The sequence below is a fragment of the Azospirillum sp. B21 genome, from assembly GCF_008364825.1.
Taxonomy (GTDB): Bacteria; Pseudomonadota; Alphaproteobacteria; order Azospirillales; family Azospirillaceae; genus Azospirillum.
Genome location: NZ_VTTO01000001.1, coordinates 420,751 through 440,826 on the forward strand (window position 1 = coordinate 420,751; position 20,076 = coordinate 440,826).

Annotated in this window: 20 protein-coding genes, 2 tRNA genes and 1 other RNA gene; 8 read left to right on the top strand and 15 right to left on the bottom strand. The window is 66.3% G+C overall.

Annotated features, from left to right (window positions below):
• Positions 1–83: 83 nt before the first annotated feature.
• From lon to FZ983_RS02055, 8 genes are all read right to left on the bottom strand, one after another.
• The gene (gene lon, locus FZ983_RS02020) at positions 84–2,498 is read right to left on the bottom strand and encodes an endopeptidase La (RefSeq protein ID WP_149221954.1); all 2,415 of its coding nucleotides are present in this window, start codon (positions 2,496–2,498) and stop codon (positions 84–86) included.
• Between the two features lie 477 nt (positions 2,499–2,975).
• The gene (clpX, locus tag FZ983_RS02025) at positions 2,976–4,238 is read right to left on the bottom strand and encodes an ATP-dependent Clp protease ATP-binding subunit ClpX (RefSeq protein WP_012974526.1); all 1,263 of its coding nucleotides are present in this window, start codon (positions 4,236–4,238) and stop codon (positions 2,976–2,978) included.
• Positions 4,239–4,492: 254 nt separating this feature from the next.
• Complete coding sequence (gene clpP, locus FZ983_RS02030; RefSeq protein ID WP_012974527.1) at positions 4,493–5,119, bottom strand: ATP-dependent Clp endopeptidase proteolytic subunit ClpP; 627 nt, start codon at positions 5,117–5,119, stop codon at positions 4,493–4,495.
• 112 nt (positions 5,120–5,231) lie between these two features.
• The gene (gene tig, locus FZ983_RS02035) at positions 5,232–6,563 is read right to left on the bottom strand and encodes a trigger factor (RefSeq protein WP_149221955.1); all 1,332 of its coding nucleotides are present in this window, start codon (positions 6,561–6,563) and stop codon (positions 5,232–5,234) included.
• 91 nt (positions 6,564–6,654) lie between these two features.
• Positions 6,655–6,739: transfer RNA gene (locus FZ983_RS02040), tRNA-Leu, on the bottom strand.
• A 136-nt stretch (positions 6,740–6,875) separates the two neighbouring features.
• The gene (locus FZ983_RS02045) at positions 6,876–8,405 is read right to left on the bottom strand and encodes a malonyl-CoA decarboxylase (protein ID WP_149221956.1); all 1,530 of its coding nucleotides are present in this window, start codon (positions 8,403–8,405) and stop codon (positions 6,876–6,878) included.
• A gap of 102 nt (positions 8,406–8,507) precedes the next feature.
• The gene (locus FZ983_RS02050; protein ID WP_149221957.1) at positions 8,508–9,971 is read right to left on the bottom strand and encodes an NAD(P)H-hydrate dehydratase; all 1,464 of its coding nucleotides are present in this window, start codon (positions 9,969–9,971) and stop codon (positions 8,508–8,510) included.
• A 177-nt stretch (positions 9,972–10,148) separates the two neighbouring features.
• Positions 10,149–10,224, bottom strand: a tRNA-His gene (locus FZ983_RS02055).
• Between the two features lie 368 nt (positions 10,225–10,592).
• Here FZ983_RS02055 and FZ983_RS33955 point away from each other — a divergent pair.
• Positions 10,593–10,931 carry a P-II family nitrogen regulator gene (locus tag FZ983_RS33955; protein WP_012974531.1) on the top strand — a complete coding sequence of 113 codons (339 nt, stop codon included), beginning with the start codon at positions 10,593–10,595 and terminating at the stop codon, positions 10,929–10,931.
• A 294-nt stretch (positions 10,932–11,225) separates the two neighbouring features.
• Positions 11,226–12,635 (top strand): type I glutamate--ammonia ligase, encoded by a 1,410-nt coding sequence (gene glnA / locus FZ983_RS02065; RefSeq protein ID WP_014248129.1) that lies wholly within the window; start codon positions 11,226–11,228, stop codon positions 12,633–12,635.
• 46 nt (positions 12,636–12,681) lie between these two features.
• On the opposite strand, the gene FZ983_RS02070 is transcribed toward glnA, so the two are convergent.
• A complete protein-coding gene (locus FZ983_RS02070) occupies positions 12,682–12,975 on the bottom strand; it encodes a hypothetical protein (protein ID WP_188092228.1) in 294 nt (97 codons plus the stop codon).
• A gap of 175 nt (positions 12,976–13,150) precedes the next feature.
• Between FZ983_RS02070 and FZ983_RS02075 the strand changes: the two genes are divergently transcribed.
• Together FZ983_RS02075 and FZ983_RS02080 are read left to right on the top strand one after the other, a co-directional pair.
• Positions 13,151–13,345, top strand: coding sequence for a hypothetical protein (locus FZ983_RS02075; RefSeq protein ID WP_149221959.1), 195 nt, complete (start codon positions 13,151–13,153; stop codon positions 13,343–13,345).
• 74 nt (positions 13,346–13,419) lie between these two features.
• Positions 13,420–13,605, top strand: a complete 186-nt coding sequence (locus FZ983_RS02080) for a hypothetical protein (protein ID WP_149221960.1) — start codon at positions 13,420–13,422, stop codon at positions 13,603–13,605.
• A gap of 160 nt (positions 13,606–13,765) precedes the next feature.
• Here the strand turns inward: FZ983_RS02080 and gatA are convergent, their stop codons facing one another.
• From gatA to FZ983_RS02100, 4 genes are all read right to left on the bottom strand, one after another.
• Positions 13,766–15,247 (bottom strand): Asp-tRNA(Asn)/Glu-tRNA(Gln) amidotransferase subunit GatA, encoded by a 1,482-nt coding sequence (gene gatA, locus FZ983_RS02085; protein WP_149221961.1) that lies wholly within the window; start codon positions 15,245–15,247, stop codon positions 13,766–13,768.
• On the bottom strand, positions 15,247–15,534 hold the full coding sequence (gene gatC, locus FZ983_RS02090; protein ID WP_014248134.1) for an Asp-tRNA(Asn)/Glu-tRNA(Gln) amidotransferase subunit GatC: 288 nt from the start codon (positions 15,532–15,534) through the stop codon (positions 15,247–15,249). Before gatC ends, gatA begins: the two co-directional genes overlap by 1 nt.
• An 87-nt stretch (positions 15,535–15,621) precedes the next feature.
• Complete coding sequence (locus FZ983_RS02095) at positions 15,622–15,939, bottom strand: hypothetical protein (RefSeq protein WP_149221962.1); 318 nt, start codon at positions 15,937–15,939, stop codon at positions 15,622–15,624.
• A gap of 83 nt (positions 15,940–16,022) precedes the next feature.
• Positions 16,023–16,565 (bottom strand): GNAT family N-acetyltransferase, encoded by a 543-nt coding sequence (locus FZ983_RS02100; protein ID WP_149221963.1) that lies wholly within the window; start codon positions 16,563–16,565, stop codon positions 16,023–16,025.
• 76 nt (positions 16,566–16,641) lie between these two features.
• On the opposite strand from FZ983_RS02100, the gene ruvX reads away from it, so the two are divergent.
• A complete protein-coding gene (ruvX, locus tag FZ983_RS02105; RefSeq protein WP_149222443.1) occupies positions 16,642–17,181 on the top strand; it encodes a Holliday junction resolvase RuvX in 540 nt (179 codons plus the stop codon).
• 19 nt (positions 17,182–17,200) lie between these two features.
• Here the strand turns inward: ruvX and FZ983_RS02110 are convergent, their stop codons facing one another.
• Together FZ983_RS02110 and thyX are read right to left on the bottom strand one after the other, a co-directional pair.
• The gene (locus tag FZ983_RS02110) at positions 17,201–17,635 is read right to left on the bottom strand and encodes a tetratricopeptide repeat protein (protein WP_149221964.1); all 435 of its coding nucleotides are present in this window, start codon (positions 17,633–17,635) and stop codon (positions 17,201–17,203) included.
• Between the two features lie 16 nt (positions 17,636–17,651).
• Entirely contained in the window at positions 17,652–18,593 is a 942-nt protein-coding gene (gene thyX / locus FZ983_RS02115; RefSeq protein ID WP_149221965.1) for an FAD-dependent thymidylate synthase, read from the bottom strand.
• Between the two features lie 115 nt (positions 18,594–18,708).
• On the opposite strand from thyX, the gene ssrA reads away from it, so the two are divergent.
• The 3 genes from ssrA (at position 18,709) to FZ983_RS02130 (ending at position 20,020) form a co-directional block, all read left to right on the top strand.
• Positions 18,709–19,069: a transfer-messenger RNA gene (ssrA, locus tag FZ983_RS02120) on the top strand.
• A gap of 78 nt (positions 19,070–19,147) precedes the next feature.
• Positions 19,148–19,645, top strand: a complete 498-nt coding sequence (locus FZ983_RS02125; protein ID WP_149221966.1) for a ClpXP protease specificity-enhancing factor SspB — start codon at positions 19,148–19,150, stop codon at positions 19,643–19,645.
• Positions 19,646–19,657: 12 nt separating this feature from the next.
• Complete coding sequence (locus FZ983_RS02130) at positions 19,658–20,020, top strand: TfoX/Sxy family protein (RefSeq protein ID WP_149221967.1); 363 nt, start codon at positions 19,658–19,660, stop codon at positions 20,018–20,020.
• Positions 20,021–20,076 lie beyond the last annotated feature (56 nt).

Here is a 20,076-nt window from a genome sequence, read left to right on the forward strand (position 1 = left end):
CCGACGGGCGGCATAGCTCATCATGTTCCAAAAGTCGCGCGTCCGGTGGCGGCCACGATCGGATCGCAACCGCCGGCCCCGGATCAGTGACGTAGGGCCTCTCCGTCGGCGCCCTTCTCCTGGACCTTCGCCGCGGCCGGATCGACCTCCGGCTCGGTCCATTCGATGGGCTCCAACGGGCGCACCAGCGCGTTGCGCAGAACCTCGTCCACCGTGCTGACGGGCATGATCTCCAGCCCGCGCTTCACGTTGTCCGGAATGTCCGCCAGATCCTTCTCGTTGTCCTTCGGGATCAGAACATGCTTGATGCCGCCGCGCAGTGCGGCCAGCAGCTTCTCCTTCAGGCCGCCGATCGGCAGCACCCGGCCGCGCAGCGTGATCTCGCCGGTCATCGCCACGTCCTTGCGCACCGGGATGCCGGTCAGCACCGAGACGATGGAGGTGGCCATGGCGACACCGGCCGACGGGCCATCCTTCGGCGTGGCGCCTTCGGGAACGTGGACGTGGATGTCCTTCTTCTCGAACAGCGTCGGCTTGATGCCGAAGGCGACGGCGCGCGACTTGACGTAGCTTTCGGCCGCCTGGACCGATTCCTTCATCACGTCGCCCAGCTTGCCGGTGGTGGTGACGCGGCCCTTGCCGGGCAGGCCGACGGCCTCGATCGACAGCAGCTCGCCGCCAACCTCGGTCCAGGCCAGACCGGTGGTGACGCCCACCAGATCCTCCAGCTCTGCCTCGCCATAGTGGAAGCGGCGGACGCCGGCATACTTGTCCAGGTTGCGGCGGGTGACCGAAACCTTGGCGCCGCCGGTGCCCTTCAGCAGGATCTCCTTCACCGCCTTGCGGCAGAGGTTGGCGATCTCACGCTCCAGGCTGCGGACGCCGGCTTCCCGCGTGTAGTAGCGGACCAGATCGCGCAGCGCGTCGTCGGAGATGGTGAACTCGCCCTTCTTCAGGCCGTTCGCCTCGATCTGCTTCTCGATCAGGTGGCGCTTGGAGATCTCGACCTTTTCGTCCTCGGTGTAGCCGGCGACGCGGATGATCTCCATGCGGTCCAGCAGCGGCTGCGGCATGCGCATCGTGTTGGCGGTGCAGACGAACATCACGTCGGACAGGTCGTAGTCGACCTCCAGGTAATGGTCGTTGAAGGTGCCGTTCTGCTCCGGATCCAAGACCTCCAGCAGGGCGGACGACGGATCGCCGCGCCAGTCGGCGCCAAGCTTGTCGATCTCGTCCAGCAGGAAGAGCGGGTTGGAGGACTTCGCCTTCTTCATGCCCTGGATGACCTTGCCGGGCATCGAGCCGATGTAGGTGCGGCGGTGACCGCGAACCTCGGCCTCGTCACGGACGCCGCCCAGCGACATGCGGACGAAGTTGCGGCCGGTGGACTTGGCGATCGACTTGCCGAGCGAGGTCTTGCCGACGCCGGGCGGGCCGACGAGGCAGAGGATCGGACCCTTGACCTTGTTCATCCGGTTCTGGACGGCAAGATATTCGAGGATACGCTCCTTGACTTTCTCCAGACCGTAATGGTCGGCGTCCAGTACCTTCTGGGCCAGCTTCAGGTCGCGCTTCACCTTGGTGCGCTTCTTCCACGGAATGGACAGCATCCAATCCAGGTAGTTGCGGACCACGGTGGCTTCCGCGGACATCGGGCTCATCGACCGCAGCTTCTTCAGCTCGGCCAGAGCCTTTTCGCGGGCTTCCTTGGAGAAGCGGGTCTTGTTGATCTTCTCTTCCAGCTCCGCCGATTCGTCGCGGCCGTCCTCGGTCTCGCCGAGTTCCTTCTGGATCGCCTTCAGCTGCTCGTTCAGATAGTACTCGCGCTGGGTCTTCTCCATCTGCCGCTTGACGCGGTTGCGGATGCGCTTTTCCACCTGCAGAACGCCGATCTCGCCTTCCATGAAGGCATAGACCCGCTCCAGACGCTCCGACACCGTAGCGCATTCCAGAAGCTGCTGCTTTTCCGGAATCTTCAGCGCCAGATGCGAGGCGACGGTGTCGGCCAGCTTGCCGGCTTCCTCGATCTGGTTGATCGAGACCAACACTTCCGGCGGAATCTTCTTGTTGAGCTTGATGTACTGCTCGAACTGGGAGACGACGGCGCGGCTCAGGGCTTCAAGCTCCTGGTTCTCGCCGGTCTTTTCCTCGACCAGTTCGGCCTGGGCCTGGAAGAACTCCTCATTGTCGGCGAACTTGGTGATGGCGGCACGCTGGCCGCCTTCCACCAGCACCTTGACGGTCCCGTCCGGCAGCTTGAGCAGCTGCAACACGGTGCCGACGGTGCCGACGCTGTAGATGTCGGCCGGAGTCGGATCGTCCTGCGCGGCGTTCTTCTGGGTGACGAGCAGGATCTGCTTGTCATCCTTCATCACGTCTTCCAGCGCGCGCACGGACTTCTCGCGCCCGACGAACAGCGGCACGATCATGTGGGGGAAGACCACGATGTCGCGCAGCGGCAGGACCGGGTAGAGGGCACCACGGGAGAGTTCGATCATGGGCAGGGCCTCGATGAATGGATCGCCGCCAGCCCGGAATGGGCCTGACACAGCCCCCGCCTCGGGTTGAGCGCGGGGATCGCCTACGGCACTCGACTAACGTGGCACACGCCCATGCGCCCTTCAAGTGGCTGCGGCTTCCTTCGCGCCGTTTCCACGGGGTGAAATGGCCGTTCCACCGGCCAACACCGCGTTTATTCCCCTTTCGGGCGGCTTGAACACCGGTTCCGACCGGTTTGGCGCCCGTTCGGCGGCCCGATGGGGAGCATTGCAGCCCCGTTCTCGCCCCAACCCAGGACAGGACCGCCATGACGGCTCCGGAGAGGCGACGATTCGGATCGGAGAGCGGGCAACCCTTTGCACCGGAGGCACCGGGACCATGCGGATAGAAGGAAAGAGCGGCAGACAAAAGAAAAGGGGCGCCGAAGCGCCCCTTCATTCGCCGCGTCGCGATACGCGCGAGAGAGTGTCACCGGGTCAGGCGCCCGGCGCCTCGCTGCGTCGTTCGGCATGGACGTAGAGCGGCTTGGCGCGCCCTTCGACCACTTCCTTGTTGACCAGGATGCTCTCGATGCCGGTCAGGCCCGGCAGGTCGAACATCGGGTCGAGCAGGATGGCTTCCATGATCGATCGCAGGCCGCGGGCGCCGGTCTTGCGGGCAATCGCCTTGTGGGCAATGGCGCGCATGGCGTCCTCGGAGAACTCCAGATGGACGTCCTCCATCTCGAACAGGCGCTGGTACTGCTTGACCAGGGCGTTCTTCGGCTTGCTGAGGATCTCGACCAGCGCCGCCTCGTCCAGGTCGGACAGGGTGGCCAGCACCGGCAGGCGGCCGATGAACTCGGGGATCAGGCCGAACTTCAGCAGATCCTCGGGCTCGACCTCGTGCAGGATCTCGCCGGTCGCGCGCTCGTCGGCGGAGCGCACATCGGCACCGAAGCCGATGCTGGTGCCCTTGCCGCGCTGGGCGATGATCTTGTCCAGGCCGGCGAAGGCGCCGCCGCAGATGAACAGGATGTTGCTGGTGTCGACTTGCAGGAATTCCTGCTGCGGATGCTTGCGCCCGCCCTGCGGCGGCACGGAGGCGACGGTGCCCTCCATGATCTTCAGCAGGGCCTGCTGCACGCCCTCGCCCGACACGTCGCGCGTGATCGACGGGTTGTCGGACTTGCGGCTGATCTTGTCGACCTCGTCGATGTAGACGATGCCGCGCTGCGCCCGCTCCACATTGTAGTCGGCGGCCTGCAGCAGCTTGAGGATGATGTTCTCGACGTCCTCGCCGACGTAACCGGCTTCGGTCAGCGTCGTGGCGTCGGCCATGGTGAAGGGAACGTCGATGATGCGGGCCAGGGTCTGGGCCAGCAGCGTCTTGCCGCAGCCGGTCGGACCGATCAGCAGGATGTTCGACTTCGCCAGTTCGACGTCGTTGTGCTTCGTCCCGTGGGCGAGGCGTTTGTAATGGTTGTGGACCGCCACCGACAGCACGCGCTTGGCGTAGGACTGTCCGATAACGTAATCGTCGAGCACCGCATGAATGTCGCGCGGAGTCGGAACCCCATCGCGGGACTTCACGAGGGTCGTCTTGTTCTCCTCGCGAATGATGTCCATGCACAGTTCGACGCATTCATCGCAGATGAACACCGTCGGACCGGCAATCAGCTTGCGGACCTCGTGCTGGCTCTTGCCGCAGAAGGAGCAGTAGAGCGTATTCTTCGAATCGCCGCTGCTGGACTTGCTCATCGGTACTCCGTCATCTCGCGGGAGGCGTGGCCCCTAGGACCATGCCCGTTCGCGGCGCCCCCCGACGCCGGTCCTACTCAGGTTATCGCGGACGACGCCCGCGACAAGGTCATGCGCCGATTTGGCGACGCATCACGATCCGCATATCCGGGTCCCTCTCGGGACTTCCCCTATGACCGGATCGTGTCACTGCCATTCAACAACAGCGTCACGACCCGATCAACCCTTTGTTGGGAGGGCTCAGGAATGGTGGCTCACGAATGGTGGTCGGCGCCCGGGCGCTTCTCCACCACCTCGTCGATCAGGCCGAAGGCCTTCGCTTCTTCCGGCGACATGAACTTGTCGCGCTCCATGGCGGTCTCGATGGTGTCGAGATCCTGCCCGGTGTGCTTGACGTAGATGTCGTTCAGGCGCGAACGCAGCTTCAGGATTTCCTGGGCCTGGATTTCGATGTCCGAGGCCTGGCCCTGGGCGCCGCCCGACGGCTGGTGGATCATGATGCGGCTGTTGGGCAGCGAGAAGCGCTTGCCCGGCGCACCGGCGGCCAGCAGGAGCGAGCCCATCGAGGCGGCCTGCCCCATGCACACCGTCGAAACCTGCGGACGGATGTACTGCATGGTGTCGTAGATGGCGAGGCCGGCCGAGACGTATCCGCCCGGCGAATTGATGTAGAGCGCGATGTCCTTGTTCGGGTTCTCCGACTCAAGGAACAGCAGCTGCGAGCAGATCAGGCTGGCGACGGCGTCGTTCACTCCGCCGATCAGGAAGATGATCCGCTCCTTCAGCAGGCGCGAATAGATGTCGTACGCACGCTCGCCCCGGTTGGTCTGTTCGATGACCATCGGGACCAGAGCATTCATCTTCGGCTCGAAGTCGTACATGTGTTCTTCCCTGCCCCCGCAGTTGGCTGAACCGGTGATCGTTGCCGGCACGGAACCACATATAGGAACCTTTGGGGGCGGATGGTAGTCCGCCCCCACTCCTTTTGGGGAGTTAGGCGGCCTCAGCCTCGTCCTCGTCCTTCGTCAGCTCTTCGACGCTGACGGTCTTCTCGGTCACCTTGGCCTGATCCAGGATGTGATCGACGACCTTGTCCTCGAAGATCGGGGCGCGGAGATTCTCGAGCGCCTGCTGGTTCTGCTTGAAGAACTCGAACACCTGACGCTCCTGGCCGGGGAAGCGGCGGGCTTCGTTGATCAGGGCGCGGTTCACCTCGTCCTGGGTGACCTGGATGTTGTTGCGGCGGCCGACTTCCGACAGCAGCAGACCCAGGCGGACGCGGCGCTCGGCGATCGAGCGGTATTCGGCCTTCAGGTCGTCCTCGGACTTGTTGGCATCCTCGCCGGCCGTGCCGTTCTTCAGCTCTTCCTGCAGGCGGGCCCAGATACCCTCGAACTCGATGTCGACCATGCCGGCCGGCACCTCGAACGAATGGGCCTCGGCCAGCTTGTCGAGCAGCTGGCGCTTCACGCGCAGGCGCGACAGGCCGTCATACTCGCCCTTGATGCGGTCGCGGATGGCTTCGCGCATCTTTTCCAGGCTCTCCATGCCGAACTCCTTGGCGAGTTCGTCATTCACCTCGGCCGGGACGTTCTTGCGCAGCTCCTTCACGTCGACCTCGAAGACCGTCGCGGCACCCTTCAGGCGCTCATGCGGGTAGTCTTCCGGGAAGGTGACGTTGACGGTGCGGTGCTCGCCGGCCTTGGCGCCGATCAGCTGCTCCTCGAAGCCCGGCACGAAGCGGCCGGCGCCGAGTTCCAGCGGATAGTCCTTGCCGTCCATGCCCGGCAGGGCCTCGCCATCCACGGAACCGGCGAAGTCGATCACGGCGATGTCGCCGGTCTCGGCAGCGCGGTCCTCGGTGACCGGGGCCTGGGTCGAGTGGGCCGAGGCCAGACGGGCCAGCGCCTCTTCCACCGACTCGTCGGTGACCTCGGCGACCGGCTTCTCCAGCTCGATGCCGGTGAACTCGCCCGGCTCGACGTCCGGCAGCAGTTCGACCGCCATCTTGTAGGTGAGGTCGCCGCCGTCCTCGTACTTCTCGACCTCGATCTTCGGCTGCAGGGCGACGCGCAGGCCGCGCTCGCTCAGCGCCTGGCGCGAGCTGTCGGAGATGGCGTCCTCCAGCACCTCGGACAGCACGCCGCCGAAATAGCGCTGCTTGATCACGGTGACCGGCACCTTGCCCGGACGGAAGCCCGGCAGCTGGACCGTGCGGCGCAGCTCTTCCAGCTTGCCGTTCACCTTCTCTTCGATGTCCTTGGCGGAAATGACGACCTGAAATTCGCGCTTGAGGCCGTCGGTGCTGGTCTCGGTGATGTTCATCGGAACGAAAGCCTATCTCGTTGGTCCGGCCCGGCGGCGCCCGTCCGGGCGGCCCGAATCCGTGTTGTCCATGCGGTTCAAGGTGTTGCCATGGTGCGGGCGAAGGGACTTGAACCCATACGACCGAAGTCACTGGAACCTAAATCCAGCGCGTCTACCAATTCCGCCACGCCCGCGTTCATGGCAAAGGCAGCCGCGACGGGTGCCGCAACACCCGCCGGACCGCCGGCGAAGTCCGGTCTATAGCACAGCGCGCCGGAAGCAAACAGGCAAAATGGCCCCGCTCAATTGAGTGAGGTCAGACTGTTCGCCTCAGCCGCCGGCCTTGCCCAACGACCTTACCGCGGATGAGGTGATGATGCGCCCCTCGCCGGTATAGGCCTCGTGGTTGGCATCGATCTCGCCCAGCCGATAGCGGTAGTTGATCATCATCCCCAGCGACTGTTTCAGCCCCTTGGCAGACCGGTCGGCCAGCCAGTTCAGCCGTTCCATCCGGGCCCCGTTGGTCAGGTGGAAATGCGCCACCGGATCCTGCGCGCGGGCGCGGCCATGGCCTTTCGCCTCCTGCACCGTGGTCAGGTATTGGGTGCACATCCGCATCAAGGGACCGCGCAGGCGTTTCTGCAGTTCCTCGTCGTCCACCCAGCCGGGGCGGGACAGCGCGCGGACGAGCAGCGGCGATTCGTCGGTGCCGACACCGCCCTCGGTCGGCGCTTCGGTGTCGTCGGTCCTTTCCAGCGCGGACAGCCGCTCGGCGATGCGCTCGGCCTCCGTGTTGGTCAGCAGGGCGTCGCCGTCGCGGTCGAGCGTGCGGTCGAACCAGCGGCGGAAACCGGGGATCGGCGACAGGGTGGCGTAGCACTTGATGTTGGGGAACTCGGTCGCCAGCCCGTCGACCACCCGCTTGATCAGGAAATTGCCGAAGCTGATGCCGGCAAGCCCGCTCTGGGCGTTGGAGATCGAATAGAAGATGGCGTTGTCGGCGCTCTTGGGATCGCAGACCGGGGCGGTCGGGTCGAGCAGCGCCTGCACATTGTCCGACATGCCCTGGACCAGCGCGACCTCGACGAAGATCAACGGCTCGTGCGGCATGCGCGGGTGGAAGAAGGCGAAGCAGCGCCGGTCGGAATCGAGCCGGTCCTTCAGATCCTGCCAGCCGCTGATCTCGTGCACCGCCTCGTACTTGATCAGCTTTTCCAGCAGCGAGGCCGGGCTGTCCCAGGTGATGCGGTGCATTTCCAGGAAGCCGACGTCGAACCAGGCACGCAGCAGGTTCTTCAGATCGTCTTCCAACGCCTGCAGCAGCGGTTCGCCGCGCGCCATCTCCATCAACTCGGCACGCAGGTCGACCAGGAACTTCACCCCTTCCGGCAGGGCGTTGAACTGGGTGAGCAGGCGCAGGCGCGGCGGTTCCAGCGCACGGCGGAGAGCCCGCTCGGCATGGCCGCGGGCGACAGGGTCGGCCGCCGCCTGGAAGGTCACCATCGCGTCCATCACCGCATCGCGGTCGACGTCGAAGTCGCGCGCGAGCATCAGAAGGAAGTTTCGACGGCCCTGCGGATCGAGCGCCAGATAGGTGCGGCCGAGCTGTGCGGCGCGGGCGCGGGCGGAAACCTCGCCGCCGCGCGATTCCAGGCAGGCCTCGATCTGCTCCTTCAGCCGTTCGGCGTCCTCCCGGGGCAGGTGAGTGCGCGGGGGCGCGCCGACGGCGCCGCGGGCCGAGGCCGCGATCTCGCGCCAGCGGGTGCGCAGGTTGTCCAGCGCGCGGTCGAAGAAATTGGGCTGCGCGGCCTGGGATGGCGGCACAGGATCCAGCGTGGTCGTGTCGGGTGCGTCGCTCATGCCCCGGAGTCTGGCCCGCCTCGACCGGCACCGCAAGGGGGCGCGTGTACGCTGACGTCGGAGGTACCGCCAACGAGGCATTCGGGCGGCCCTTGGCAGGTGTCAGCCCTGCGCCTTCAGTGCCTTCAGCACGCCGGGAAGCGCCCCCGGCAGATCGTCGGAGATCAGGCCGGGGCCGAGCGCGCGCCCGGCCTCGCCATGCAGCCAGACGGCGGTGCAGGCGGCTTCGAACCCGTCCATCCCCTGTGCCAGCAGGCCCAGCACGATGCCGGCCAGCACGTCGCCGGTCCCGGCGGTCGCCAGATCGGGCGGCGCGTTCACATTGACCACGGCGCGGCCGTCGGGCGCAGCGACCACCGTGTCCGCCCCCTTCAGCACCACCACGGCGCCCGACCGGGCGGCGGCAGCACGCACCCGCGACAGCTTGTCGCCATCCATGCCGACGGAGTCGCCGAACAGGCGGGCGAACTCCCCCTCATGCGGGGTCAGGACGCAGCGCTTGTCCAAACGGTCGAGAAGCTCGTCGGCCGATTCGGCGAAGCTGGTCAGCGCATCGGCATCCAGCACGCAGGCCTTGCGGGCGTCCAGCGCGGCCATCACCGCTGCGCGGGTCTGTGCGCCCTTGCCCGCTCCCGGCCCGATCAGCACCGCGTTCTTCCGCTGGTCCTGCAGCAGGCGGGCGAAGGCGCCGGCATCCTCCAGCGGATCGACGATCACGCTGGCGCAGCCGGCGGCATAGATCGGGAAGGCCTCCTGTGGGCAGGCGATGGTGACCAGCCCGGCTCCGGCCCGCAATGCCGCGACCGAGGCCAGCCGCGCCGCCCCGGTCATCCGCGCACCACCGAGAACCACGGCATGGCCGCGCGCGTATTTGTGGCCGTCCAGCGCCGGCCAGGGGAAGCGGTGGTGCCACAGCGACGGCTCGTTGACGGCGGTCTGCGGAGCGATGCCATCCAGCACCCGCTCCGGAATGCCGATATCGGCGACCACCACCTCGCCGCACAGGGTACGGCCGGGCAACAGCACATGGCCGGGCTTGCGGCGGAAGAAGGTGACGGTCAGCGCGGCCTGGGGAGCGGCGCCCAGCACCCGGCCGCTGTCGCCGTGCAGGCCGCTCGGCACGTCCACCGCCACCACCGTGCGCCCTTCCATCGCCTCGACGATGGCGCGGGCGTGGCCTTCGAGTGGCCGGGACAGGCCCGCGCCGAACAGCGCGTCGATGACCAGGGGATTGCCTTTGAGGATGTAGGGATCGGCCGCCTCGATCGGGCCGGGCCAGCGGTCAGCGGCGACAGCGGCGTCGCCGGTGAGGGCCGAGCGTGTGCCAAGCAGCGCCAGCCGCACCGGCCAGCCGGCCTCCAGCAGGAGCCGGGCAATCACGAAGCCGTCGCCGCCGTTGTTGCCGGGGCCGCAGAGCACGGCGGTCGGGTGCGGCGCCCAGCGTTCGCACACCGCGCGGACCACGGCGGCGCCGGCGGCTTCCATCAGGGCCGGGCCGGGCACCCCGGCGGCGATGGCCAGCTGGTCGGCCCGATACATCTCCGCGACGGACAGAAGCTCATCCATCCCTCACTCCCCGGCATTGCCTTCCGTTGCGGGCGAACTTGCACGCCCCCACTCTACCCGTGGGCTGCGTCTTTGCCCGGAAAGGACGATGCAGACAAGCATAAACGCCCGCAAGACGGCCAGTAAGCCGTGCGGACGATAAGAAGAACGGATTTTGTGGAGAAAGGAAAGGGAAGATGGGGCGATGGATGGGACTCGAACCCACGACCACTCGGACCACAACCGAGGGCTCTACCAACTGAGCTACCACCGCCGCCGTCAGCGTTTCCGCCGTCGGGAGCCGCGTTATCCTCCACCGCGGCTTTCCGGTCAAGCGCCTTTTTCGCGAAAAGTGAAAAAACTTCTTTCGGGGTCGGAGCGCACCCATTTTGCCGCCGACTGCCGCCTTTGATGCCGCGCAGGCTGCGGAGCGCTTGCGCCATTTGCACAAATATTGTTCACTCCGCTGAATCCTTCGGCAGCACCCTGCCCCATCGGACGGCACACGACCGTCTTATGACCAGCGTCGATGCCGCCGGACCGGATCGGCCGAATGTGGCACGCTCCATGCTTACCGTCGTCGCTGTCGGCAGTGCCGTGGACGGTGCCTGCCGGCGTTGGCACCTCGTACACGAGAGACCCATGAAGAAGATCGAAGCCATCATCAAGCCGTTCAAACTCGACGAGGTGAAGGAAGCCCTTCACGAGGTCGGGATCAAGGGGATCACCGTCACCGAAGCCAAGGGCTTCGGCCGCCAGAAGGGCCATACCGAGCTTTACCGCGGCGCGGAATATGTCGTGGACTTCCTGCCGAAGGTGAAGATCGAGGTGGTGATGGAAGATTCCCTGGTGGAACGGGCGATCGAGGCGATCCAGCAGGCCGCCCATACCGGCCGCATCGGCGACGGCAAGATCTTCGTCACGCCCGTGGAGGAAGTGGTCCGCATCCGCACCGGCGAAAAGGGTGCCGACGCGATCTGATCGCGCCACGCACCCGTTCCCGCCCTTCCAACCGGCTCCCTTCCGACCAGCACCCGCCAACATGCGCCGCTTTCCCCACCCCTTCACTCCGGCCCCTGCCGCACCCTTCGCCGAACGGCCGATGGCCGCCTATGGCGAACGTGCGACTTTTTGGGTTGGCGCGTTGTACGGGGAAGAAAGGCGTGAGATAACGTCCGCCGCAAGCGCCGCCCTCCGCCGCCGAAGCCCCTGAGGGGCTGGGGCGGCGGCTTGACGCAGCGGGATCCAACCCTCTTAAAGCGTGGAAAAAGAGACATGTCCGACATCAGCAAGGTCTTCGACCTGATCAAGGAACACGACGTCAAGTACGTGGACCTGCGCTTCACCGACCCGCGCGGCAAGCTGCACCACACGGCCCAGCACGTCTCGACCATCGACGAGGATGTGTTCGAGGACGGCATCATGTTCGACGGTTCCTCGATCGCCGGCTGGAAGGGCATCGAAGAGTCGGACATGATCCTGAAGCTGGACCCGACGACGGCCGTCATGGATCCGTTCGCCGCCCAGCCGACGCTGAACATCCTCTGCGACGTGTACGATCCGGGCACCGGCGGCTCCTACGCCCGCTGCCCGCGCGGCATCGCGAAGGCCGCCGAGCGCTACACCGCGTCGGCCGGCATCGGCGACACCGTCTTCTTCGGTCCGGAAGCCGAATTCTTCGTCTTCGACAACGTGAAGTACACGGTCGAGATGAACAAGGTTTCCTACCAGTTCGATTCGGACGAGGGCACCTATTCGTCCGACAAGGACTATGAGGACGGCAACCTGGGCCACCGCCCGGGCACCAAGGGCGGTTACTTCCCGGTCGCCCCGATCGACAGCTGCAACGACCTGCGCGCCGAGATGCTGAGCGTCCTGGCCGAGATGGGCGTTCCGGTCGAGAAGCACCACCACGAGGTGGCCGCCGCCCAGCACGAGCTGGGCATCAAGTTCGACACGCTGGTCCGCACCGCGGACAACATGCAGTACTACAAGTACGTGGTGCACAACGTCGCCCACGCCTACGGCAAGTCGGCGACCTTCATGCCGAAGCCGGTGTTCGGCGACAACGGTTCGGGCATGCACTGCCACCAGTCGATCTGGAAGGACGGCCAGCCGCTGTTCGCCGGCAACCAGTACGCCGACCTGTCGGAACTGGCGCTGTACTACATCGGCGGCATCATCAAACACGCCAAGGCGCTGAACGCCTTCACCAACCCGTCGACCAACAGCTACAAGCGTCTGGTCCCGGGCTATGAGGCCCCGGTCCTGCTGGCCTACTCGGCCCGCAACCGTTCGGCGTCCTGCCGCATCCCGTACGTCGCCTCGCCGAAGGGCAAGCGCGTCGAGGTCCGCTTCCCGGATCCGTCGGCCAACCCGTACCTGGCCTTCGCCGCCATGCTGATGGCCGGCCTGGACGGCATCCAGAACAAGATCCATCCGGGCGACGCGATGGACAAGAACCTGTACGACCTGCCGCCGGAAGAGCTGGCCAAGGTCCCGACCGTCTGCGGTTCGCTGCGCGAAGCCCTGAACTCGCTCCGCGAGGACAACGAGTTCCTGCGCAAGGGCGACGTCTTCACGCAGGACATGATCGACGGCTACATCGACCTCCGCACGGAAGAGATGATGGCCTTCGAGACCATGCCGCACCCGATCGAGTACAAGATGTACTACTCGGTCTGATGTTGCCTCGCGGCGTCCGGCAACGGGCGCCGCGGCCGGTCATGCATCATTCGAAAGCCGTTCCCGGTTCGCGCCGGGGGCGGTTTTCTTTTTTGGCCTGTTCGATCCAGACGCCGACATCGGGCGGCGCGCAGCCCTTGCGCTCGGCACAATCGGCCTTCGCACAGGTGCAGGCCGGGAACAGGCAGCCATCGCCGTTCAGGTCGGTCGCCCGCACCGCAAGGTCGTAGCGGACACCGCGCATGATGGCGGGGCCGGCGGTGCTATGGCGTTCGTAATGCTCCACGACATGGCGCACGCGGGTGAGCAGTTCTCGCCGTTGATCGTGTCCCGGGTCCATGCAGTCGCCCCCAGTCGCCGGTGATTGCAGCCATGAACAGGGACGCCCGAAAGCCGCGTCCTGTTCCGGCATCCATGCGCAGTACGGCGCAAGGGGAGTTCAACGCACAGGAATGATGCCGCGGTCCGGCTGTTGCCACAGCAGTGTTCGAGATGAGTGACCAGGACGGGAGAGCATGATGGATCGCGATCGGCTGCACCGCGTCGCCAAGGCGCTGGGCGAGGTCCGCCTTTACGAGAAGCACCACACCGGTGAGTTCATCACCATGCGCCTGCGCGACTCCCTGGCCGACAACCCCGGCTATGACGAGGAGGAGGTGGACAAGAAACTGCTGGAACTGGCGCGGGTGGCGCTGGAGGCGGCAGAATAGCAGGGCCGAAGGGGACGAAGCGGCGGGCGGCCTGTTGGTGGGGGTGAAGCGTCCACCAGAGGGAGACTGCCGCCATGGCCGAAGAGAAGACGTCCGACATGCCGCAAGGCGACCGTCCCGCCACCAAGCCGATCCCCGTCAAGCCGGCGGTCGAGCCGATGAGCGACAAGGACGAAGCGCCGCCGGGCACGCCGGGGACGGGCGAGAACATCGATCCGAAGACCGGCGAGACCTATGTGCAGGGGATCGGCGGGGCTTGATGGATAGGTGTCTGCTGGCGATACCCCCTCCCTAACCCTCCCCCGCTCTCGCGGGAGAGGGGACTATAGGCGTTTTGCCAGCTTATCTATCCTTGCCAATCGCCCAAACGAAAAGGGCCGGCTCCCTCGAGCCGGCCCTTTCGCTGTCATCGCGCCCGCGTCACGCCACGAAGGGCGGAAGCGCGGTGAAGTTGGCGGCCTTCTCGACGACGTGGCCGACGCGCAGCAACGTCTCCTCGTCGAAGGGGCGGCCGATCAGTTGCAGGCCGAGCGGCAGGCCGTCGGCGCCGAGACCGGCCGGGACCGACATGGCCGGCAGGCCGGCAAGGTTGATCGGAACGGTGAAGACGTCGTTCAGGTACATCTGCACCGGATCGTCCATCTTCTCGCCGATGGCGAAGGGCGTGCTGGGGGCGGTCGGCGTCAGGATGACGTCGCAGCTCTTGAACGCCTCGTCGAAGTCCCACTTGATGCGCGTGCGCACCTGACGGGCCTTGTTGTAATAGGCGTCGTAATAGCCGGCCGACAGCACATAGGTGCCGATCAGGATGCGGCGCTGCACTTCCTTGCCGAAGCCGGCGCCGCGGGTGTTCTCGTACATCTCCTTGAGGTTGCCGCCCTCGACCCGCAGGCCGTAGCGCACGCCGTCATAGCGCGCGAGGTTGGACGACGCCTCGGCCGGGGCGATGATGTAGTAGGCGGCCAGCGCGTATTTGGTGTGCGGCAGGCTGACCTCGACCGGCTCGGCGCCGGCCTCCTTCAGCCAGGCGATGCCCTGGTCCCACAGCGCGGCGATTTCCGGCGACAGGCCCTCCACCCGGTATTCCTTCGGGATGCCGACGCGCAGGCCGCGGATGTCGCCGGTCAGCGCGGCGCGGAAATCCGGCACCGCCATGTCGACGGAGGTGGAGTCCTTCGGATCGAAGCCGCACATGGAGCGCAGCATGATCGCCGCATCCTCGACCGTGCGGGTCATCGGACCGGCCTGATCCAGCGAGGAGGCGTAGGCGACGATGCCCCAGCGCGAGCAGCGGCCGTAGGTCGGCTTGATGCCGACGGTGCCGGTATAGCCGGCCGGCTGGCGGATCGACCCGCCGGTGTCGGTGCCGGTGGCGCCCAGCGCAGCACGCGCGGCGATCACCGCGGCGGAACCGCCCGACGACCCGCCGGCGACGATCTTCTTCTCCCAGGCGCCGGGGGCGCCGGGGCTCCACGGGCTGACCGTCTCGCCCTGGTGGGCGGTGATGGTGGCGGAGCCCATGGCGAACTCGTCCAGGTTCACCTTGCCCAGCATGACGGCGCCGTCGCGCCACAGCTGGGAGGTCACCGTGGATTCATATTCCGGCTTGAAGCCGTCCAGGATATGGCTGCCGGCGGTGGTCGAAACGCCTTTGGTGCAGAACAGGTCCTTCACCGCGATGGGCAGGCCGTCCATCGGCCCGGCCGCGCCCTTCGCGCGGCGCTCGTCGCTGGCCTTGGCCATCGACAGGGCGGCGTCGGGGGTCTCGGTGATGAAGATGTTGAAGGGGCGCACGGCCTCGACCGCGCGCACATGCGCCTCGGTCAGCTCGACCGCGGTGAATTCCTTCTTGGCGAGGCCGTTGAGGGCCTCCGCCATCGTCAGATGCGTGAGCGCCGTCATCACTCGACCACCTTGGGCACGACGTAGAAGCCTTCGGCCGTTTCCGGACCGTTCGACAGGACCTGCGCGGCGTAACCGCCGTCGGTGACCTCGTCCTTGCGGCGGCGCAGCTTTTGCGCGGCCACGCTGGTCATCGGCGGCACGTCCTTCGTGTCGACCTCGTTGAGCTGTTCCACGAAGGTCAGAATCTGGCTCAGTTCCCCAGCCAGGGATTCCAGTTCCTCGTCCGGCACCTTGATGCGGGCCAGATGCGCGATCTTGGCCACCGTGGCCTTGTCGAGCGACATGCCTCTACTCTCTTCCAAAACATTGGAAATCGGCCGCGAAGCTATCACCCGCGCACGCGCACCGCAACGTTTGCGGCCCGCGCCCCCTCAGAAGGCGTCCGGATTTCCCGAAGCAGGGCCGGCAACCAGCGCCAGGGGGCATCCGCAGGACAGGCAAGAGGTCTGCCGGAGCACCTGCAGCACCCGGACATCGGGCAACGCCAGCCCAAGCGCGCGTTCCACCGCGGCGATCTGGCGCTTGTGGTCGGCGCTGGCGCCGCAGGCCACATCCAGCATGGCGCCATAGTCGGAGCGCGGCTGGGCCGTGATCGCCTTCGCCCCCCCGGCGGCGAAAAGGCCGACACCGCCGGCAGCCAGCCCGGCCAGCACCGCACGCCGGTTCGCACCCGTTCCTGTCCTGCTCATCCGTCCGCTCCGTCGATGGGGTGACCGACTATACGCCGCACGGGCCGGGGCGCCAGCGGCCGAATGATCAAGCAAGTGGACGCTCAGGCAGCGATGCGCGATGCAGACTGCCAGCTGGCATGGTCCATGCGCAACTTGAACAGTGCGATCGGCTCGCCCCAGGGCGTCACCCGCGTCTCCAGCGCTATCGGCGTCAGGCCGAGCTTGGCATAGAGCAGCAGGGCCGGCGTATTGGTGTTGAAGCAGTAGAGGGTCAGTTCGGGCAGGTGGTGGTGGTCAAAGGCGCGGCCGATCATCGTCCGCACCAGATATTCGGCGATGCCACGGCGGCGCAGGGTCGGGTCGACGCTGACATTGCCGATGCTTGCGGTTCGGCCGTCCTCGAAAGTGGCGTAGTTGGCATAGCCGACGACCCGCTCCCGCCCGTTTTCGGACAGGGTCACGACGGTCGGGTCGCGGCGGGTGCCGAGCGTGGCCCGGACCTGATCCGGGGTCAGCGGCCAGACCGCGCGCGGGAACAGAAAATACAGTTCTTCCGCGCTGCGGGGGAATCCACAGATGGTCGGGATGTCGCCGTCGGCAAGCGGCCGGTACGACAGGATGGGCGGGGTCGATGCGCAGCTCATAGTTAGAAGAATAAGTATCTTGAACAACAACTCAAGCGATCTTGCGGTGACAAGGCTGCGGCCCTATGGTCGGGTGATGATCCACACCCTCTCCGAACTCGCTGCCCGCCTGGGCAAAAACCAACGTTTGCTTGGCCTTGACGTCGGCACCAAGACCGTCGGGCTGGCGGTTGCCGATCCGGGACTGATCGTCGCATCCCCGATCGGCACCCTGAAGCGCACCAAATTCACCCAGGACGCGCGCGAGCTTGGCAAGACCATCCGCGACTACGGCATCGGCGGTCTGGTGGTCGGGCTGCCGCTGAACATGGACGGGACGGAAGGGCCGCGGGCCGAATCGGTGCGCGCCTTCGCCAAGAATCTGCTGGAACGCCCCGACCTGCTGGGCTGGGAAGCCGAGATCGCCTTCTGGGACGAGCGGCTGTCGACCTCCGCCGTCGAGCGCTTCATGATCGGCGAGGCCGACATGACCCGCAAGCGCCGCGACGAGGTGGTGGACAAGATGGCCGCCGCCTACATCCTGCAGGGCGCGCTCGACATGCTGGCGAACCAGCGCCGCCTCGCAGCGGAAGCGGAAGAGAACGACCGGGACGACGATTACGACGACCGGGACTGAAACGGGTTCCGGCGACAGTTCAATCAGAGACAGCGGGCCGAAGCAGCGCGGCGCGGCGAAGCAGCCCCGCGGGGTCGACTCCCTGCGACCAAAGCAGGGCACCGGCCTTGACCAGAGCGGCCGGCGTGGCGGGGGCGAGCGCCAGAGCCCGGCAGTAGCACCCCTCCGCCAGCGTGACGTGGCCGGCGACGGCCAGCTTTTCCGCCGCCGCCAGCAGGCCGTCCATCGCCATGGCGAGATCGCCGTCGAGGTTCAGCGCCCCGGCGAACGCCTGCACCGCAGCCGGCAGGTCGCCCTGGCTTTCCAGCACCAGCCCGTAGGTGGCCCACCAGACGGCGACACCCGGGCGGGCTGTGATGGCCTGGGCGATCAATTCCTGCGCGTCAGCCCAGCGCCCGGCCTGCGCGGCGATCAGGCCTTGGCGGTAGGTGCTTTCGGCCTGATCCGGCGTCATCGTCTTCGATCCTGTCTCAGGCTTCGGTACGGCCGAGCTGGTCCATCAGCTCGCGCCATTCGCGCTTGGACAGGCCGCTGGCCTCCTGCGTCACCGGTTCGCCGGCCAGCATGCGCTTCACCACATCAAGGCCGGTGCGCGACAGATGGGCGCCGCCCATGCGGTATTCCGTGAACGACTCGAAGACCGCGGGAACCCAGCGCTTCACCACATCCAGCATCGCGTCGGCATAGACGCGGATCTCGTACTGGGCGTGGGCATCGGCGCGCAGCGACAGGAAGTGCAGAAGGTTGTGGAGGTCGACCTTCCAGTACCACTGCGTATAGTAGTTCAGCGACAGGTTCATCCGCGCCAACTCGCGCGCCAGACCCTGGCGGGACGGGTCGATGACGGTGCCGTCCTCGCGGTGGTTCAGCATCTCTTCATAATGGCTGTAGGCGCGCTCGGAATCCTCGCGCAGCAGCCGCATGACGTCGGCCGCCTCCTCGCCCACCAACACGTCGCCGCGGCCCTGGCGGTTCACCACGGCCTGGGCGCCCAGCTGCTCCGGCGCCGGCACGTAGAACTCGCGGTCGAGGATGGAATAGCGCGCCGAATATTCGTTCACGTTTGCGGTGCGGTGGCGGATCCACTGGCGGGCGACGAAAATCGGCAGCTTCACATGGAACTTGATCTCGCACATCTCGAACGGGGTCGAGTGGCGGTGGCGCATCAGATACTTGATGAGGCCGGAATCCTCGCTGACCTTCTTGGTGCCCTTGCCATAGGACACGCGCGCCGCCTGCACGACCGCCGCATCGTCGCCCATATAGTCGATGACGCGGACGAAGCCGTGGTCCAGCACCTCCAGCGGCTGATAGAGGATATCCTCCAGGGCCGGGACGGTGGCGCGGCGGGTGGTGGCGGTGACGGCGCGCAGGCGATCAATTTCGTCGCGCTGCTCGGGCGTGATCGGCATGGTGACTCCGGGGTTACGGTGCCGGCTGTCTTACCAGACCGCGCGGCTGTCGGGAAAGGTGAACGAACGGTTCCGCCCGCGTCATCGCAACGCATTCGGCGATCATGTCACACACCCCCTTCCCTTGCCGGACGGGAGTGCCTATATTCGCGTCGTCGGTTCGCCGACTATGGCGATAAACGCCTTGTGGAATAAGCGTTGTGGACCCGGGGGCGGTACCCGGCGCCTCCACCAACCATACACCGGACTCGTTGACCGGGGTCGTTGGGGGCGAAATAGGATCGACACGCGTGGTAAAGGCATGGTTTTCGCTCGGCATGGTTCCGCCGTTATCGGGCCGTTGCAATAGTTGCCAACGACAACGTTGCTCAGGCTCGCCTCGCTGCCTAACGGCGGCTGGTAGCCTAAACCTAATCCCCGAGGGTTAGCGCCTAAGGGTGGGGCCGTGGGCCGCCTAGCAACAGAAGGCCCACACCTCTTCTTCCCAGCGTCCGCAACCGGCCATTGCGCCGGCGGGACGCCAGACCGATGCGTTATCAGGGACCCGCCCAAGCATGCCGAAAGAGCAGCTCCGCTATGACCGCATGGTCGAGACCGCGTTGCGCGGCGTTGTCCGCGACGCGCTGACCGAGGTTGCCGAGCGCGGCTTGCCGGGCAATCACCATTTCTACCTGACCTTCCGCACCGGATTTCCCGGCGTCGATATTCCGGACTATCTGGCATCCCAGTATCCCAACGAGATGACCATCGTCCTGCAGTTCCAGTACTACGGCCTGGACGTCACGGACGATCATTTCGAAGTGACGCTGAGCTTCAACAATGTGCATGAGCGGCTGGTGATCCCATTCGCCGCCATCACCACCTTCGCCGATCCGTCGGTAAATTTCGCGCTGCAGTTCCAGCCGCTGGCCGCCGCCGAATCGGCGGAGGTCTCCTCCATTCCACCTCGCCCCGCTGCCGAGCGCGCCGAGGAAAAGGCGGAGGAAGCCGCTCCGCCCGAAGAGCCGAAGCGTGGCGAGGTCGTGGCGCTGGACGCTTTCCGCAAGAAGTAACCTCTCCCACGGATGCCCGCCCGGCCGCCCAGCGACTATGTCGCCAATCTCTGCGAGATGATGGCGTCGCTGGGTGATGTGCGGGCGCGCCGCATGTTCGGCGGCTATGGCCTGTCCATCGACGGGCTGACCTTCGCGCTGGTCGCGGACGAGACGCTGTATTTCAAGGCGGACGACGTGAACCGCGGGTCGTTCGCCACGCTGGGCCTGGAGCCCTTCCGGCCGATGCCGGACAAGCCGACCACCCTGTCCTACTATCCCCCGCCCGACTCGGCGCTGGACGACCGCGAGGAACTGCTGCCCTGGGCACGGTCGGGGTTCGAGGCGGCCTTGCGGGCCGCCGCGAAGAAGGCCGCAAAGGCGGGGCGGAAGTAAGACGCCCTCTCCCCTATAGTCCCCTCTCCCCCCCGGGGAGAGGGTTAGGGTGAGGG